Below are 17,274 nucleotides of genomic sequence, written 5' to 3'. Positions count from 1 at the left end.
AAGCACCATTACCGGCTCTGCTTGCGTAACAGATAAATAAAATACGGCGCGCCGATAAACGTCGAGAGCAATCCCGCCGGGATCTGATACGGGAACAACACCATTCTGCCGCACCAGTCGGCGAAAACCAGCAGTATTCCCCCCGCCAGCGCCGACATAATCATATGCGGCATCGTGCGGCGAAAACCGAGCATCCGCGCGATATGCGGCGCCATCAGCCCAACGAAGCTCAGCGGCCCAATGGTCATCGTCGCGGTCGCCGTCAGACAGGCCGCCAGCAACAACAGCCCAACACGCGATGGCGTCAACGCGATACCCACCGCCCGCGCCGTCTCGCCGCCCAGCGGTAAAATGGTTAACCAGCGACGACACAGCGGCGTAATCGCCAACAGAATCACCATCACAATGCCGGTGCGTACCACCTGTTCTTCCGACGCGTTGTAGGTCGAACCGGAGATCCAGGTCAGCACTCCCGCCATGCGCGGATCGCCGCTCGCCTGTAACATCATCAACAGCATCGTAAACGCCGTACTGAGCGCCATCCCCGCCAGCAGCATACGGTGCGGAGAAAAGCCCCCGCGTCCTGCCGCGACCATGATGATCAGCAACGTCGCCGCCGCGCCGATGCTCCCGGCAGGCAGCAGCCAGCCAAAGGCGTTACCCGGCACCAGGAACAGCATCAGCACCACACCGAACGCCGCGCCGGAGCTGATACCCAGCACTTCCGGGCTGGCCATCGGGTTTCCGGTCAGGCGTTGAATAATGCACCCCGCCACCGCCAGCATCACGCCCGCAATCAATGCCGCCAGAATACGCGGCCAGCGCCAGGGCATCAGTTCATCCAGCAGCGCGCCGCTCGCCCAGTTCCAGCCGTGCGCGTCACGGCCAAAAGAGAGCGCCACGAACACCGCTAACAGCAGCACGACACCGCCTGCCAGCGCAAAACTCAGCACATGCTGGCGTTCCGCCGCTACGCGGTCATTAGCGTTCATTGCCGGCGCGCTCATGCTGCGCAGACGCGGCAGCAGCCACAGCAACAGCGGTGCGCCAATCAGCGCCGTCACGGAACCCGTGGAGACCTCCATCCAGACGCGGGTCAGCCACAAAATGGTCTGATCGGAAAGCCAGAGGATCAGCGCGCCAATCAGCGGCGCCAGCATCAGGCGCGCCAGTAAGCGACGCGCGCCAAGCATTTTCGCCAGCAGCGGGGCGAACAGGCCGATAAAGCCGATAATCCCAACGGCGTTAACCAGCATCGCGCTGAGCACGATCGCCAGCGATAAAGCCGCCAGACGCGCCAGCGACAAGGCCAGCCCCAGATTGCGCGCCACGCCGTCATCCAGCCCCATCAGGGTCATCGGACGCAGCAATAGCAAGGTGAGTATCACGCCGCCCAGCAGTTGCGGCCACAGCCTCTGCACCCCGCTCCAGTCGGTTTGCGTCAGCGTTCCGGTGCTCCACAGGAACATGCTTTGCAACTGGTCGTGGTGGAAAATCACCATCAGCTGGTTAATCGCCCCGCAATACAGGCTCACCACCAGACCGGCGAGAATCAGCGTGACCGGTGACAGGCGTTTTCCCCAGGCGACGCCAAACACCAGCGCGCCTACCATGCACGCGCCTGCCAGCGCCGCAAATTGCGTGGCCATCGCGCCGGGAATCGCCCACAGCGTCGTTAGCGTAATCCCGAGCTGCGCCCCCGTCGCCACGCCGAGCGTCGTTGGCTCCGCCAGCGGGTTACGCAGCACCTGCTGGAACAATACGCCCACCAGCCCAAGCCCGGCCCCGACCAGCAAGGCGATCGCCAGACGCGGCAATAGGCTATAGTGGAAAATCATTTGCTCAATGCTGTCGATATCCGGCGACCAGAACGCTTGCTGCCACTGGCTGCGCGGCAATGCGATGGAGAAGTTAAACCAGGTCAGCCAGGCAGCAGCGATAAATAACACCGCCAGCAGCAACGCCGGAAATAGCGCAATACGTCGACTCACGCTTTACCTCCCAGCGCATTATCCAGAATGCGCACGAAACGCATGCTCGACAGCGTCGCGCCATAAAACCAGACGGCAGGCACGCGCTGAAAACGTCCGGCGCGCACAAACGGCATCGCCTGCCACAGCGGCGTCGCCATCAACGCGGCCATATCCGGGTTATTGCCGTGATCAAAACAGAGGACGTCAGCGTCTTTATAGGCCGCCAGCCGGTCGATACCGACCGCAGTGCTGCCCCAGAAATTGGTTTCCCCCTGCCAGGCATTGCGAATGCCGAACGCGTCCAGCGTCTCCTGGAATAAGCAGTTCGGGCCGAAAACCAGCATATGGCGCGGATCGAGCAACGTCATCAGCAGCAGAGGCCGATCGCCACGCCGGGCAAAGCGCGGTTTCTGGCTGTCGATAAAGCTATCGTATTCCGCCAGATGGCGGCTGGCCGCAGACTCAAGATTAAGCAGTTGCGCCATTTCAATTAACGACTGACGCGCTATCGCTAACGGTTTTTTGCCGTCGCTGAAGCTAAAGCCGCGCCCCGGCGCGATACGCGCCAGCTTTTCAGGCGAAGGGCCATAGCCTGCCGACCAGACCATAAATGAGGGCTTCATTTCGGTCAGCAGTTCCAGATTGGGTTCGGTACGCAGCCCAACGTCAATGACCGACTCCGGCAATGCGGGCTCGTTAACCCACAGGCGATAATTGGGAATATCCGCCACGCCGTAAGGCATGATGCCGAGCGCTAACAGCAGCTCTACCGGCAACCACTCCAGGGCGACAATACGATGAGGATCGACGGTTGCGGCCCGGGCTTGCCCCATTTGCCAGAGCAGAGGAGAAAGCGCCATCGCCGTTAACAATCGACGTCGGGTAATAGAATGTAAACCGCTCATTAATAGACAAAACTCACGGGTGCGGCACCAGCCGGATGCGGCAAAATTCCCATCGGGATGCCATAAATCAGCTCCAGCGTTTCACCACGCATCAACTCTGCTGGCGTTCCCTGGGCAATCATTTCGCCACCGCGCAGCGCCACCAGATAATCACAGTAGCGGGCCGCCATGTTGATGTCGTGCAAAACGGCAATCACCGTCAACCCACGCTGCTGGCTTAAGCGGTGCACCAGCGCCAGCACATCAACCTGATGCGCGATATCCAGCGCGGAGGTGGGTTCATCGAGTAGCAGACAGCGGCTATCCTGGGCCACCAGCATGGCGATCCACGCCCGCTGACGTTCCCCGCCGGAGAGGCTGTCCACCAGACGGTGCGCCAGTGGTTTTAGTCCCACTAGCGTAATCGCCTCTTCCACTTTTTCTCTGTCGGTTACGCCAAAACGACCCAACGCGCCGTGCCACGGATAACGCCCAATCGCCACCAGCTCGCGCACCGTCATCCCTTCCGCCTGCGGAAGCTGCTGCGGCAGATAGGCGACCTTGCGGGCAAACGCTTTACTGTTCCAGCTGTTCAACGGCTGATCGTCGAGCAACACGTCGCCTTCCGACGGCGGTTGATGCCGCCCCAGCATTTTCAGTAAGGTTGATTTACCTGAACCGTTGTGACCAATAAGCCCGGTAACTTTACCCACCGGAAAGGTCAGCGAAAGAGGATGCAGAAGCGTGCGGCCAGGCACACGAAAGGAGACATTACGTAGGGCGAAAGTCGTGTCGGGACGGGTTATATTTTCCTGCATAGCGGCCAACTTGTAAAGCGGGCACGGCGAACCGTGCCCAAAGAGAAATTAGAAACGGAAGGTTGCGGTTGCAACGACCTGACGCTCCGCGCCCCAGAAGCAGCCATAGGTAGCAAAACAGCTGGAGACATATTCACGATCAAGCAAGTTTGTTACATTTACTGCAACACTGGAACCCGCCATCCCCAAACGAGCCAGATCGTATTTCACAACTGCATCCATCACAGTTGAACTACCGACCTTAAAGGAGTTCTCCGGATCGCCATAGCTGGAGCCAACTAAACGGCCACCAGTCCCCAGCGTTAAGCCAGAAAGGTAACCTTCGTAAAAGGTATAGTCGCCCCAAAGCGAAGCCATATGTTTCGGCACCTGAACAGGGGTTTTGCCTTTCAGCGTTGTGTCTTCCGTATATTCAGCATCCGTATACGTATAAGACGCTGTCATATTAATGTTCGCATTAACTGCCGCTTTCGCTTCTAACTCAACGCCACGTGAACGCACTTCACCTGCCGGAACCTGAGCAAACGGATTACTTGGATCAGAAGTCAGATTGTTCGTTTTGGTCAGTTCATAGACAGCAGCAGTGACTACAACAGGCAGATCTTTCGGCACATATTTCACACCAGCTTCATATTGCTTACCTTTAGAGGGAGCATAAGCAACGTTGTCCGCAGGTGTAGCAGCCCAGGCTTTAGACGGGTTCGGTTCGAAAGACTCGCTGTAACTGAAATATGGCGTAATGCCATTATCGAAGAGATAATTTATCCCGGCACGCCAGGTAAATTGCTCATCGTTACGTTCAACTTTCTGGTTGCTGGAACGAATTGTTGTTGCCTGCTCAGACCAATCATAACGCCCTCCCAGAGTTGCAACCCATTTATCCCATTCCAGTTGATCCTGAACATACAGGCCAGTCTGATGTTGAGTATTTAACTGGAAAGGTTTCGCATCCGGGAACACGACATCCTCATATACAGGATTATTCATATCTAACGGAGGCGCTGTACCATAAGCGTTGTCGATATCGTTACGCAGACGAGAATAGTCAACACCCGTCAGCAGAGTATGCGCCACATCACCTGTAGCAAACTTGCTTTCCAACTGTGTATCTACACCAAAATCATTATAGTTTTCATTCGCGACAATACTCTGTCGGGTCAGTTGGTTGCCAACAGCACCAAAACCGTACACTGTTTGCTGAGATGTCTTAATTTGGCTATAACGTAAATTTTGGCGCACGGTAAATGTGTCATCGAAACTGTGCTCAAAGCTATACCCGACCATTCTTTGGTAGCGAGAATAGGTATTGTTAGGAGCAGCATCGGTAAAACTTACTGGAATACGAGAACCGTCAGGTAAGGGTTCTACCGTCCCCTCTTTCGGCAACCAGCCATAAAAACCCGTTGAAGGTTCATTCTGGATATTTGCACGCAGTGTCAGGTTTGTTTTCTCATCCGGTTTCCAGCTAAACACGGGAGCAATGGCATAACGCTTCTGCTTCGCAAAATCCTGTTGCTCATCGTTTGAGCGAGCAAGCCCTGTTAAGCGATAAGAATAGACGCCATCATCATCCAGAGAATCGCTGAAATCAAAACCAGTCTGGAACAGATTGTCTGTTCCCATTTTAAATTGAATTTCTTTTAAAGGCTCTGACGTCGGGCTTTTGCTTACCATAGAGATCAAGCCGCCCGGATTACTTTTTCCATAAAGAACGGACGTCGGTCCACGCATCAATTCCACACGTTCAAGCATATAGGGATCAACAACAGCAGAACTGTAGTAGTCACCCTGTAATTTGATGCCATCCAGGTAATTGTTCGGGGTTGGGCCTGGCGTGTAAAAACCACGAATAATAACAAAATCATAGGTGGTAGAAGCGCCGCGTGTTGAAGCGGCAGCCCCTGGAGTATATGCCAAAGCCTCTTTTACTGAGCCTGGCTGATGAATATCCATCTCTTCACGAGTCACCACCGAAACAGACTGTGGTGTTTTCTCAATCGGGGTATCGGTCTTGGTGGTGGTTGCGGATCGTTTGGCCGCAATCGTTGGTGATGGCCCCCAGGCACTTTCCTGCTGGGCAGGTGCAGCGGTTACGGTGATAGTTTCTTCTTTCGGTTCAACCGCCGCCTGTGCATAGACAGACATGCCGCTAACCGCTGTGGCTACTACGACTGCGATTTTACGCAGCGAAGAGTTTGGCTGAGCAGTTTTAAGACGCGCCATTGGTATATCTCTAATGAAAAGTGAATGATAACGTAAACGAGAATTATTCTTATGACCGCAGCATAATATTCGAAACGTTGGCGCGATAGCAAGCAATACGCGCCCCTATCAAAACTAAGGGGTTAAGAAATAACCAGATGAAAAGGAAGGGTTAATGATTTAGGCTGGAATGTTATTCTGCGGAAATTTGCCGGATGGCGGCGCTAGCGCGCCTTATCCGGCCTACGGTTCGCGCCTGTTTTTGCCATCTTGCCGGATGGCGGCGCTGGCGCGCCTTATCCGGCCTACAAGATCCAATGCGTTTATTGGTTCTGTAGGCCTGATAAGCGCAGCGCCATCAGGCGCAACGGTTAGTTACTACCAAACATATCCTTGATCCACCCCGCCACGCCGTCGCTGTCTTTCTTCTCCTGCTGCGCCGGTTGCTGCTGTTGAGGCTGCTGTTGCTGCGAAGAAGACTGATCGAACGGGTTCCCGGTCGGCTGCTGCTGTTGCATCATTTCGCCCTGCTGGCACAGCGCGTCCGGGTCGGTCGTCCAGACCGGCAGCGCTCGCATTCCACCGCTACAGACGAAATTACCGTCGTAATCAACGCCCATATCCACCACATCTTCCGGCGGCGTCAGCGTCAGCGGCGTTGGCGTTTGGTTCGCCAGATAACGCTGATAAATCGACATCGCGCCGCTGGCGCCGTACAGTTTCGTCGGCTGGTTATTATCGCGCCCCACCCAGGTAATCGTCACCTGGCTGCCATCAATCCCTGCAAACCAGGTATCGACATTGTTGTTGGTGGTCCCGGTTTTACCCGCCAGATGCAGACCCGGATACTTCGCGCCCAGCTGACGCCCGGTGCCGCGCTGCACAACCTGCTGCATCGTCCACAACGTCATATACGCCGCCTGCGCCGGAACCGCGCGCTCAGCCTGCGGGAAGCTCTGGTACAACACCGTACCGTCTTCCGCAATCACCGAACGCAATGCTGACAACGGCGCCCGGTTGCCGCCGCTGGCGATGGTCTGGAACGCTTGCGCCACTTCGATTGGCGTCAGGTTCAGCGCCCCCAGCAGCATGGCCGGAACCGGATGCAGCTGATCTTTCGGCACGCCCAGCTTCATCCAGGTATCGGTGACGGCAGGAAGTCCCAGCGCCATCCCCAGATTCACCGTCGGCACGTTCATGGAGCGCGTCAGCGCGTCCACCAGCATCACTTTGCCACTTTCGCTGTAACGACGGTCATCGTTCTGCGGAGACCAGACCTGCCCGTTCGGCTGACGAAGCGCGATCGGCGCGTCGGCAATCCAGGTGTTCAGGCGATACAGCTTCGGCTGGCTTAACGCCGTCAGATAGGTCGCCGGTTTTGCCAGAGAGCCGATAGAACGGCGCGCCTGCATCGCACGGTTGTACCCGGCGAATTGCGGCTCCGCCCCGCCGACCATCGCACGCACCTCACCGCTGAAGCGGTCTACCACCACAATCGCGGTTTCCAGATCGCTCAGATTGCGCTGTTTCTTCAGCGCCGGAATGCCCTCAACGGCCGCTTTTTCAGCCGCATCCTGCGCCACGGAATCAAAAGTGGTGAAGATCTTCACGCCAGAAAGGTCTTTCACTTTGTCGCCGAGCTTCGCCTGCAACTCCTGACGCACCATCTGCATAAAGGCTGGCTGTGGCGAGATCACCCCGCCGCGCGGCTGCACGCCCAGCGGACGCGCGCTCAGCATGTCGTACAGCTCCTGGTCGATCACCTGCTGTTGTTGCAGCAGACGTAGCACCAGATTACGACGCTCCAGCGCCAGTTTCGGGTTACGCCACGGGTTGTAGATTGACGCCCCTTTCACCATCCCCACCAGCAGCGCCTGCTGATCGAGGCTCAACTCTTCGACCGGACGGCCAAAGTAGTACAGGCTCGCCAGCGGGAAGCCGCGAATCTCGTTATCGCCGCTCTGGCCGAGATAGACTTCGTTCATGTACAGCTCAAGGATCCTGTCCTTGCTGTAGCGCGCATCCATCAGCAGCGCCATGTAAGCTTCGTTCGCTTTACGCCAGTAGGAGCGTTCGCTGGTGAGGAACAGGTTTTTCACCAGCTGTTGCGTCAGCGTACTCGCCCCCTGAACCGTGCGCCCGGCGGTAAGGTTCGCCAGCACCGCACGACCGATGGAATACAGGCTAACGCCATCGTGCTCATAGAAATGACGGTCTTCCGTCGCCAGCAGCGTATCCACCAGCAGATCCGGGAAACCGTTGCGCGGCACGAACAGGCGCTGTTCGCCGTTCGGCGAAGAGAGCATGGTGATCAGGCGCGGATCGAGACGGAAGAAACCAAACTGACGGTTGTTATCCATATTCACGATCGTATCCAGATGGCCGCCGTCAAAGGTCAGACGCGCACGCACCTGCCCTTCTTTGCTGTCCGGGAAGTCAAACGGACGGCGGATCATCTCGATGCTGTTCGCCTGCACGGTAAACTCGCCGGGACGCGTCATTTTCGTCACCTGACGGTACTGGGTGGCCTCCAGCAATTTCACCATTTCATTCTTGCTGACGGGCATTTCCGGCTCAAGGTTAACCATCCGGCCATATACCGCCGCAGGAAGCTGCCAGACTTTGCCATCAATACGGCTACGGATTTTTTGATCCAGATAGACGCCGTAGATCGCAATCAGCACGACAAAAACAATCGACAGTTTTAGCAGTAGCCAGAGCCAGCCACGCTTGCCACGAGGCTTACGCCCTTTGCCCTTACCGTTACGCGGCATCGGTTCTTCATCCTCATAGTCATCATCATAATCGTCGTCGTACTCTTCATCTCTGAGTCGACGACGGCTTACCTTTTGTTTCACCGGACGCGGTGGTTTCCCTTTGCGTCCAATTGGCTCGCGGTCATTCCCGGCCATGCTTTTTCTCCGCAACATACAGGCGCAAAGGCCCGATTCTCTGTCCTTCCGTCAGTCGACAGAAGAAGAAATCTCTCAATTTTCTGCCATGTTTATGCCGGATGGCGGCTTCGCCTTATCCAGCCTACATTTGAGCGAGCAGGCCTGATAAGCACAGCGCCATCCGGCAGTCATAAATACTTCTTCGTGCGCCGCGTCGGCGCGGTATTCGCCGGATCGTCCGGCCAGACATGTTTGGGATAACGCCCTTTCATCTCTTTTTGTACCTCGCGGTACGCTCCCTGCCAGAACGCGCTTAAATCGCGCGTAATCTGTAGCGGGCGTTGAGCCGGTGAGAGCAACTCCAGCACCAGCGGCACGCGCCCCTGCGCGATAGCAGGCGTATTCGCTTCGCCAAACATCTCCTGCATTCTGACCGCCAGCGCTGGCGGGTTATCTTCGTGATAACGAATGGCTATCCGGCTTCCCGTCGGCACAGTGTAATGCGCGGGCAGCTCACTATCCAGACGTTGCAGCATAGACCAGTCCAGCAGGCCGCGTAACGCCTGGGTAATATTCAGGGCTTTCAGGGCGCGCAGCGTATGAACGCCCGTCATGTGCGGCAGCAGCCAGCTTTCCAGCGTCGCCAGAAGAGAAGCGTCATCAACGGCGGGCCAGTCGTACTCCGGCAACCATTGCGCCGCGCGCAGCAGACGCAGGCGGAACTGTTCAGCCTCCGGCGTCCAGTTGAGCACACTTAGCCCTTTATCGCGAATGCCATTGAGCATCGCCTGGTGCAGTTCCTCTTCCGAAGGCTTAGCCAGCGGCTGAACTTTTACCGTCAGTTGCCCGATGCGCATTCGGCGCAGCGCCTTTAACGTTCCCTGCGCGTCGTCCCACTCTACCGTGTCGGACTGCTGCAACAGCGCCGGACACGCCTGAATAAGCGCCTCGATATCCAGCGGTAAAGCCAGCAGAATACGGGCATCCGGCGACGCGCTCCCCTGCAACAGCAACGGCGCGATAAGCCACTCATGGCGACCCAGCGCGTCATCGGCGTCGAGCACCGCGCCCATGCCATTCGCCAGTTGATAGCGCCCTTCCTGACCGCGTCGACGCGCGATACGATCGGCAAACGCCTGCGCAAGCAGCGGCGCCAGCATCGTGCCGTCCACTTCGCCGCCTCGCCCGTTGAGCCGTTTCAGGAGCTGCTGGCTACGCTGCTGCCAGCCCGGTTGCTGGCGCGAAAACGCCACGCTGAGGTCGGTATTGCCCGCGCGCGGCGGCTCCTCCAGAATCGCCGCCAGTTTCGCCGCTGTCGCCTTTTCGCTGTCATTGCCGGCGCTGACCAGCATCGCCGCCAGACGGGGGTCGTTGCCAAGCCGCGCCATTTTCTGCCCCGTCGCGCTCAGCCGCTCGCCATCCAGCGCATTCAGCATCTGCAACAGCCGCCGGGCTGCCTGCACGTTGGCAGACGGGGGAAGGTCCAGCCAGTTTAGCTGCGCGGGATCGCTGCATCCCCATTGCAGCAGCTCCAGCAATAAACCGGACAGATCGCTTTGTAAAATCTCCGGCTCGCTTTGCGCCGCCGCCCTTTCCGCCTGCTCTTTCGCCAGCAGGTGAACACACACGCCCGGTTCCAGACGCCCGGCGCGTCCGGCTCGCTGCGTCATGGAGGCCTGACTGACGCGCTGGGTAATCAGCCGCGTCAGGCCGGTTCGCACGTCATAGCGCGCCACGCGCTCCTGCGCGCTGTCCACCACCAGACGGATACCCTCGATGGTTAAACTGGTTTCGGCAATATTGGTCGCCAGCACGACTTTGCGCATCCCGCGCGGCGCAGGCAGTATCGCTTTACGCTGCGCCTCCAGAGACAACGCGCCATACAGCGGGCATAACAGCACATCATCCGCCACGCGCGCGGCCAGGTGTTCCTGTACGCGCAGGATTTCCCCAACGCCCGGTAAAAACAGCAGCAGAGAGCCGGTTTCGTGACGCAGCAAATCTGCCGTGGCGATGGCCACCGCCTCATCAAAACGCAGTTGGGCCGGAAGTGACTGGTAGCGACGCTCAACGGGCCAGGCACGCCCCTCAGACACCACCTGCGGCGCATCAGGAAGGCGCTGTTGCAGCTTCCCGTTGTCCAGCGTCGCAGACATGATCAGCAGTTTCAGATCGTCACGCAGCCCTTGCTGCACGTCCAGCAGCAGGGCCAGCGCCAGATCCGCCTGCAAACTACGCTCATGAAATTCATCGAGGATCACCAGCCCGATGCCGTTCAGCTCGGGATCGCGCTGGATCATTCTTGTCAGCACCCCTTCCGTCACTACTTCAAGCCGCGTCTGCGGGCCAACACAGCTTTGCGCGCGCATCCGATAACCAACCGTCTCGCCGGGCTTCTCGTTCAGGAGTTCCGCCAGCCGCTGCGCCACATTACGTGCCGCCAGGCGGCGCGGCTCCAGCAGAATAATTCGCCCCTGAATGCCTTTATGCGTCAGAAACTGCAACGGCAGCCAGGTCGATTTCCCCGCGCCGGTTGGGGCGGTGAGCAAAACCTGGGGCGCGCTTTCAAGCGCGGCAAGTAATTCGGGCAGTACGGCGGCAACGGGCAACGACGTCACAAATGGCTCCAGAGGGTTAACATTCTTCGCGCTGCATTGTAGCATCGCGTTAATTCATAACCGAGTACCCATCATGTCTGAGCCGAAAAGGCTGTTCTTTGCCATTGAATTGCCCGACGAGGTTCGTGAGCAGATCATCGCCTGGCGCGCCGGTCATTTTTCCCCGGACGACGGCAGGCCGGTCGCCGCAGCGAATTTGCACCTGACGCTGGCGTTTTTAGGCGAGGTGAGCGCGAGCAAGCAACAGGCGTTATCACAGCTTGCCGGACGTATCCGTCAGCCGGGCTTTACGCTCAGGCTGGATGACGCGGGCCAGTGGCTACGTTCGCGGGTCGTCTGGCTGGGGATGCGACAGCCGCCGCGCGGGCTGCTGCAACTGGCGAACATGTTACGCGCCCAGGCGGCGCGCAGCGGTTGTTATCAAAGCCCCCAGCCTTTTCATCCGCATATTACGCTGCTGCGTGACGCCAGCCATGCGGTCGCCATTCCAGCGCCGGGTTTTTGCTGGTCGTTTCCGGTCAATGAATTTGCGCTTTATGCCTCGTCGTTCGAACGCGGCCGCACACGTTACACACAACTACAGCGCTGGACGCTTGCCGAATAAAATAGTCTGCAAAAGCAGGCTTTAAGGAAATCACATGCAGTTCTCTCCGCCATTACAGCGCGCCACCTTAATTCAGCGCTACAAACGTTTTTTAGCCGATGTCATTACGCCGGACGGCACGGAATTAACGTTACACTGCCCAAATACCGGTGCGATGACCGGATGCGCCACGCCGGGCGATACCGTCTGGTATTCGACATCAGAAAATACTAAACGCAAATATCCGCACACCTGGGAATTAACGCAAACCCGGACAGGCGCACTTATCTGCGTTAACACCCTGTGGGCAAACAGATTAACGAAGGAAGCGATTCAGAATGAGCAGCTTTCAGAACTTTCAGGCTACAGCCTGTTAAAAAGCGAAGTAAAATACGGCGCGGAACGCAGCCGTATTGATTTCATGTTACAGGCAGATTCCCGACCCGACTGCTATATTGAAGTGAAATCGGTCACATTAGCGGAACAAGAGTATGGTTATTTTCCCGATGCCGTCACCTTACGGGGACAAAAACACCTTCGGGAACTGATGAGCGTAGCGGCTGAAGGCCATCGCGCCGTGGTGTTATTCGCGGTGCTGCATTCAGCCATTACACGGTTTTCACCCGCGCGGCATATCGATGCAAAATATGCGCAACTATTGATTGAAGCACAGCTAAAGGGGGTAGAAATTCTGGTTTATAAAGCCGAACTTTCTGCCGAAGGTATGACTCTAAAAGAACCGTTACCCATGACTTTATAATGGCGTAAACAATCGGTTAATTAGTATTCTGGTCGCGTACGCAAATACGCTTTTCCTCACAGGGTTGTCAAGTGTTACGTTTAGATAATTGCTATCCTGAAAAGCATCTGCTATTTATAGCGACCTGATTTTTCCCCCGACAATGGGGATCGATAGTGCGTGTTAAGGAGAAGCAACATGCAAGAAGGGCAAAACCGTAAAACATCGTCCCTGAGTATTCTCGCCATCGCTGGGGTGGAGCCGTACCAGGAGAAACCGGGCGAAGAGTATATGAACGAAGCCCAGCTGTCGCACTTCAAGCGTATTCTTGAAGCATGGCGTAATCAACTCAGGGATGAAGTCGATCGCACTGTGACTCATATGCAGGACGAAGCGGCTAACTTCCCTGATCCGGTTGACCGTGCCGCGCAGGAAGAAGAATTTAGCCTTGAGCTACGTAACCGCGACCGTGAGCGCAAACTGATCAAAAAGATCGAGAAAACGCTGAAGAAAGTGGAAGACGAAGATTTTGGCTACTGCGAATCCTGCGGTGTCGAAATTGGTATTCGCCGTCTGGAAGCGCGTCCAACAGCCGATCTGTGCATCGACTGCAAAACGCTGGCTGAGATCCGCGAAAAACAAATGGCGGGCTAATCCCGTCAGACCGTAGAACGCCGGATGGCGCTACGCTTATCCTGCCTGGCAACAATTCATAGGCCGGATGAAGGGTTTGCGCCGCCATCCGGCAAAATCCGGGCGGGGTTATCTCCCGCCTTATTCTTTTATATTGTCCACCGGTATGACCAACGCACACTATATTGGCCGCTTCGCCCCGTCCCCCTCTGGCGAGCTGCACTTTGGTTCACTGATCGCCGCCCTCGGTAGTTACCTGCGAGCCCGCTCTCAGCATGGGATCTGGCGAGTACGCATTGAAGATATCGATCCCCCTCGTGAAGTTCCCGGTGCCGCAGAGACAATTCTGCGTCAGCTGGAACATTACGGCCTGCACTGGGATGGCGATATATTGTGGCAGTCCCAACGCCATGACGCCTACCGCGACGCGCTCGCCTGGCTGCGCCAGCAGAATTTAAGCTACTACTGCACCTGCCCGCGCGCGCGCATTCAACGCATCGGCGGCGTTTACGACGGCCATTGCCGAACCTTGCAGCATGGGCCGGAAAATGCCGCCGTGCGGATTAAACAGTTCAGCCCGGTGATGCAATTTCATGACGTGCTGCGCGGCGATATCCAGGCCGACCCGCTGCTGGCGCGCGAGGATTTTATTATTCATCGCCGCGATGGCCTGTTCGCCTATAACCTGGCGGTGGTCGTGGACGATCATTTTCAGGGCGTCACGGAAATCGTGCGCGGCGCGGATTTAATCGAACCCACGGTACGGCAAATTTCGTTGTACCAGCAGTTCGGCTGGCGCGCGCCGGACTATATTCATCTGCCGTTGGCGCTCAACGAACAAGGCGCTAAACTTTCCAAACAGAATCATGCCCCAGCCTTGCCGGAGGGTGATCCACGCCCCGTACTCATTGCCGCGCTGCGCTTTCTGGGCCAGAACGCCACGGCGCAATGGCAGGATATGCATACCGACGAATTATTGCAGTATGCGGTGGATAACTGGACGCTTACGACGGTGCCGGAATCGGCAAGTGTAAATCCAGCATTCTCAAATGCGTCTTGCTGAGCTATGATTAGCCGCTATTTTTACGCAGTAACTTGTCCTGATTGATGTTTGACACTACCGAGGTGCACTATTTTTACCCGAGTCGCTAATTTTTGCCGCAAGGTGCTAAACCGCGAGGAGAGCGAGGCTGAGCTGGCCGTCGCCCGTCCACATATGACGGTAATCCCGCGTGAGCAGCACGCTATTTCCCGCAAAGATATCAGTGAAAATGCTCTGAAAGTAATGTACAGGCTCAATAAAGCGGGATATGAGGCCTGGCTGGTTGGCGGCGGCGTGCGCGATCTTCTGCTCGGCAAAAAACCGAAAGATTTCGATGTCACCACCAACGCAACGCCGGATCAGGTGCGGAAGTTGTTCCGTAACTGTCGTCTGGTGGGTCGCCGTTTCCGTCTGGCGCACGTCATGTTCGGCCCGGAGATTATCGAAGTGGCGACATTTCGTGGTCACCATGAAGGCAACGACAGCGACCGCGCCACCTCCCAGCGCGGGCAAAACGGCATGCTGTTGCGCGATAACATCTTCGGCTCCATTGAAGAAGACGCCCAGCGTCGCGACTTCACCATTAACAGCCTCTATTACAGCGTGGCGGATTTCACCGTGCGCGATTACGTCGGCGGTATGCAGGATCTGAAAGACGGCGTGATTCGCCTGATCGGCAACCCTGAAACGCGTTACCGCGAAGATCCGGTGCGAATGCTGCGTGCAGTCCGTTTCGCCGCAAAACTCGATATGCGCATCAGCCCGGAAACCGCAGAGCCGATTCCGCGCCTGGCGACCTTACTCAACGATATTCCGCCAGCGCGTCTGTTTGAAGAGTCCCTGAAGCTTCTGCAAGCGGGATATGGTTTCGAAACCTACAAAAAGCTGCGTGAATACAGCCTGTTCCAGCCCCTGTTCCCCGCCATTACGCGTTATTTCACCGAAAACGGCGACAGCGCGATGGAGCGCATCATTGCGCAGGTGCTGAAAAATACCGATAACCGCATTCATAACGACATGCGCGTTAACCCGGCGTTCTTGTTTGCCGCCATGTTCTGGTATCCGTTGCTGGAAATGGCGCAGAAAATCGCTCAGGAGAGCGGCCTGGCCTATTACGACGCCTTTGCGCTGGCCATGAACGAGGTGCTGGACGAAGCGTGCCGTTCGCTGGCGATCCCGAAACGCCTCACCACGTTAACCCGTGATATCTGGCAACTCCAGTTGCGGATGTCCCGCCGCCAGGGCAAACGCGCCTGGAAGCTGCTGGAGCACCCGAAATTCCGCGCCGCATACGATCTGCTGGCGTTGCGCGCCGAGGTAGAAAACAACGCTGAACTGCAACGTCTGGCGCAGTGGTGGGGCGAGTTCCAGGTTTCAGCGCCGCCCGATCAGAAAGGCATGCTGAATGAACTGGATGAAGACCCCGCGCCGCGCCGCCGCCATCGTCGTCCGCGCAAACGCGCGCCACGCCGCGAGGGAACCGCGTGACGGTTGCCTATATCGCGCTCGGCAGCAACTTAGCCTCTCCGCTGGAGCAGGTTAATGCTGCCGTGAAGGCTATCGGCGACATCCCGGACAGCCGTATTGTTGCCGTTTCCTCGTTTTACCGCACTCCCCCGCTAGGCCCGCAGGATCAGCCGGACTACCTGAACGCCGCCGTTGCGCTGGAAACCCAACTGGCGCCGGAAGAACTGCTCAACCACACGCAGCGTATTGAGTTACAACAGGGCCGCGTTCGCAAAGCCGAACGCTGGGGACCGCGCACGCTCGATCTCGACATCATGCTGTTTGGTGATGACGTAATAAACACGCCCCGCCTGACGATACCGCACTACGACATGAAAAATCGCGGTTTTATGCTGTGGCCGCTCTTTGAAATCGCCCCCAACCTGGTGTTCCCAAACGGCGTCACGCTGCATCATTACCTCACGCGTCTCGCAGCAGAAAAACCTGCCTACTGGTAAATTGCCCGCCCCTCTTTAGCGTTTACTGCTTTCGGGTTAATCGATTGCTTAAATCCATTGCCCCCATCAATGCTGCTGTTAAAATGCCGGTTAATATGACCTCCACCATCAGGAAACGTTATGAAACCGACGACTATCGCCTTGCTGCAAAAATGTAAGCAAGAGAAAAAGCGCTTCGCGACTATCACCGCCTACGATTACAGCTTCGCCAGACTCTTCGCTGACGAGGGTATCAACGTGATGCTGGTAGGCGACTCGCTGGGCATGACGGTTCAGGGACACGATTCCACCCTGCCTGTTACCGTAGAAGATATCGCTTACCACACGCGTGCGGTGCGCCGTGGCGCGCCTAACTGTCTCCTGCTCTCCGACCTGCCGTTTATGGCCTATGCCACCCCGGAGCAGGCGTTTGAAAACGCCGCCGTGGTGATGCGCGCGGGGGCGAATATGGTCAAAATCGAAGGCGGCGCCTGGCTGGTCGATACGGTAAAAATGCTCACCGAACGCGCGGTGCCAGTGTGCGGCCATCTGGGCCTGACGCCGCAATCCGTCAACATCTTTGGCGGCTATAAGATCCAGGGGCGCGGCGATGCGGGGCAGATACTGCTGGATGATGCGCTGGCGCTGGAAGCGGCAGGCGCGCAGTTGCTGGTGCTGGAATGCGTACCGGTTGAGCTTGCTAAACGCGTCACCGAAGCGCTCTCCATTCCAGTCATCGGCATTGGCGCAGGCAACGTAACCGACGGTCAGATCCTGGTGATGCACGACGCCTTCGGCATTACCGGCGGCCACATTCCGAAATTTGCTAAAAATTTCCTGGCGGAAGCAGGCGACATGCGCGCCGCCGTGCGGCAGTATATTGCCGAGGTTGAGTCCAGCGTCTATCCGGGCGAAGAACACAGCTTCCATTAATGGGGTGCTTGT

The 17,274-nt window shown here is 57.1% G+C and carries 13 protein-coding genes; 7 read left to right on the top strand and 6 right to left on the bottom strand.

What is annotated here, in order from left to right; translation table 11 throughout:
- Positions 1–8: 8 nt before the first annotated feature.
- From fhuB to hrpB, 6 genes are all read right to left on the bottom strand, one after another.
- Entirely contained in the window at positions 9–1,991 is a 1,983-nt protein-coding gene (gene fhuB / locus OGV67_RS17390) for a Fe(3+)-hydroxamate ABC transporter permease FhuB (RefSeq protein ID WP_115615095.1), read from the bottom strand.
- Complete coding sequence (fhuD, locus tag OGV67_RS17385) at positions 1,988–2,878, bottom strand: Fe(3+)-hydroxamate ABC transporter substrate-binding protein FhuD (RefSeq protein ID WP_115615096.1); 891 nt, start codon at positions 2,876–2,878, stop codon at positions 1,988–1,990. The genes fhuB and fhuD overlap by 4 nt, the downstream gene beginning before the upstream one ends.
- Entirely contained in the window at positions 2,878–3,675 is a 798-nt protein-coding gene (gene fhuC / locus OGV67_RS17380; RefSeq protein ID WP_012134007.1) for a Fe3+-hydroxamate ABC transporter ATP-binding protein FhuC, read from the bottom strand. The genes fhuD and fhuC overlap by 1 nt, the downstream gene beginning before the upstream one ends.
- Before the next feature lie 48 nt (positions 3,676–3,723).
- The gene (gene fhuA, locus OGV67_RS17375; RefSeq protein ID WP_071257599.1) at positions 3,724–5,898 is read right to left on the bottom strand and encodes a ferrichrome porin FhuA; all 2,175 of its coding nucleotides are present in this window, start codon (positions 5,896–5,898) and stop codon (positions 3,724–3,726) included.
- A 350-nt stretch (positions 5,899–6,248) separates the two neighbouring features.
- Positions 6,249–8,789 (bottom strand): bifunctional glycosyl transferase/transpeptidase, encoded by a 2,541-nt coding sequence (mrcB, locus tag OGV67_RS17370; protein WP_047458846.1) that lies wholly within the window; start codon positions 8,787–8,789, stop codon positions 6,249–6,251.
- Positions 8,790–8,959: 170 nt separating this feature from the next.
- On the bottom strand, positions 8,960–11,389 hold the full coding sequence (gene hrpB, locus OGV67_RS17365) for an ATP-dependent helicase HrpB (protein ID WP_200003578.1): 2,430 nt from the start codon (positions 11,387–11,389) through the stop codon (positions 8,960–8,962).
- A gap of 73 nt (positions 11,390–11,462) precedes the next feature.
- Between hrpB and thpR the strand changes: the two genes are divergently transcribed.
- From thpR to panB, 7 genes are all read left to right on the top strand, one after another.
- A complete protein-coding gene (thpR, locus tag OGV67_RS17360) occupies positions 11,463–11,993 on the top strand; it encodes an RNA 2',3'-cyclic phosphodiesterase (RefSeq protein ID WP_047458852.1) in 531 nt (176 codons plus the stop codon).
- A gap of 34 nt (positions 11,994–12,027) precedes the next feature.
- Positions 12,028–12,732, top strand: coding sequence for a DNA/RNA nuclease SfsA (sfsA, locus tag OGV67_RS17355; RefSeq protein WP_012134013.1), 705 nt, complete (start codon positions 12,028–12,030; stop codon positions 12,730–12,732).
- Positions 12,733–12,909: 177 nt separating this feature from the next.
- A complete protein-coding gene (dksA, locus tag OGV67_RS17350) occupies positions 12,910–13,365 on the top strand; it encodes an RNA polymerase-binding protein DksA (RefSeq protein ID WP_001155232.1) in 456 nt (151 codons plus the stop codon).
- Between the two features lie 145 nt (positions 13,366–13,510).
- Positions 13,511–14,407: a tRNA glutamyl-Q(34) synthetase GluQRS gene (gene gluQRS / locus OGV67_RS17345; RefSeq protein WP_012134014.1), complete on the top strand. Its 897-nt coding sequence runs from the start codon at positions 13,511–13,513 to the stop codon at positions 14,405–14,407.
- 69 nt (positions 14,408–14,476) lie between these two features.
- Complete coding sequence (pcnB, locus tag OGV67_RS17340) at positions 14,477–15,874, top strand: polynucleotide adenylyltransferase PcnB (RefSeq protein ID WP_220364121.1); 1,398 nt, start codon at positions 14,477–14,479, stop codon at positions 15,872–15,874.
- Positions 15,871–16,350 carry a 2-amino-4-hydroxy-6-hydroxymethyldihydropteridine diphosphokinase gene (gene folK / locus OGV67_RS17335; protein WP_104869067.1) on the top strand — a complete coding sequence of 160 codons (480 nt, stop codon included), beginning with the start codon at positions 15,871–15,873 and terminating at the stop codon, positions 16,348–16,350. The genes pcnB and folK overlap by 4 nt, the downstream gene beginning before the upstream one ends.
- Positions 16,351–16,470: 120 nt before the next feature.
- On the top strand, positions 16,471–17,262 hold the full coding sequence (gene panB, locus OGV67_RS17330) for a 3-methyl-2-oxobutanoate hydroxymethyltransferase (RefSeq protein ID WP_047458863.1): 792 nt from the start codon (positions 16,471–16,473) through the stop codon (positions 17,260–17,262).
- The last annotated feature ends 12 nt before the right edge of the window (positions 17,263–17,274 follow it).

The organism is Citrobacter sp. CK188 (genome assembly GCF_030333525.1).
Taxonomy (GTDB): domain Bacteria; phylum Pseudomonadota; class Gammaproteobacteria; order Enterobacterales; family Enterobacteriaceae; genus Citrobacter_B; species Citrobacter_B koseri.
Note: the sequence above shows the minus strand (reverse complement) of the source record. Positions and strands in the feature narration are given on the sequence as shown.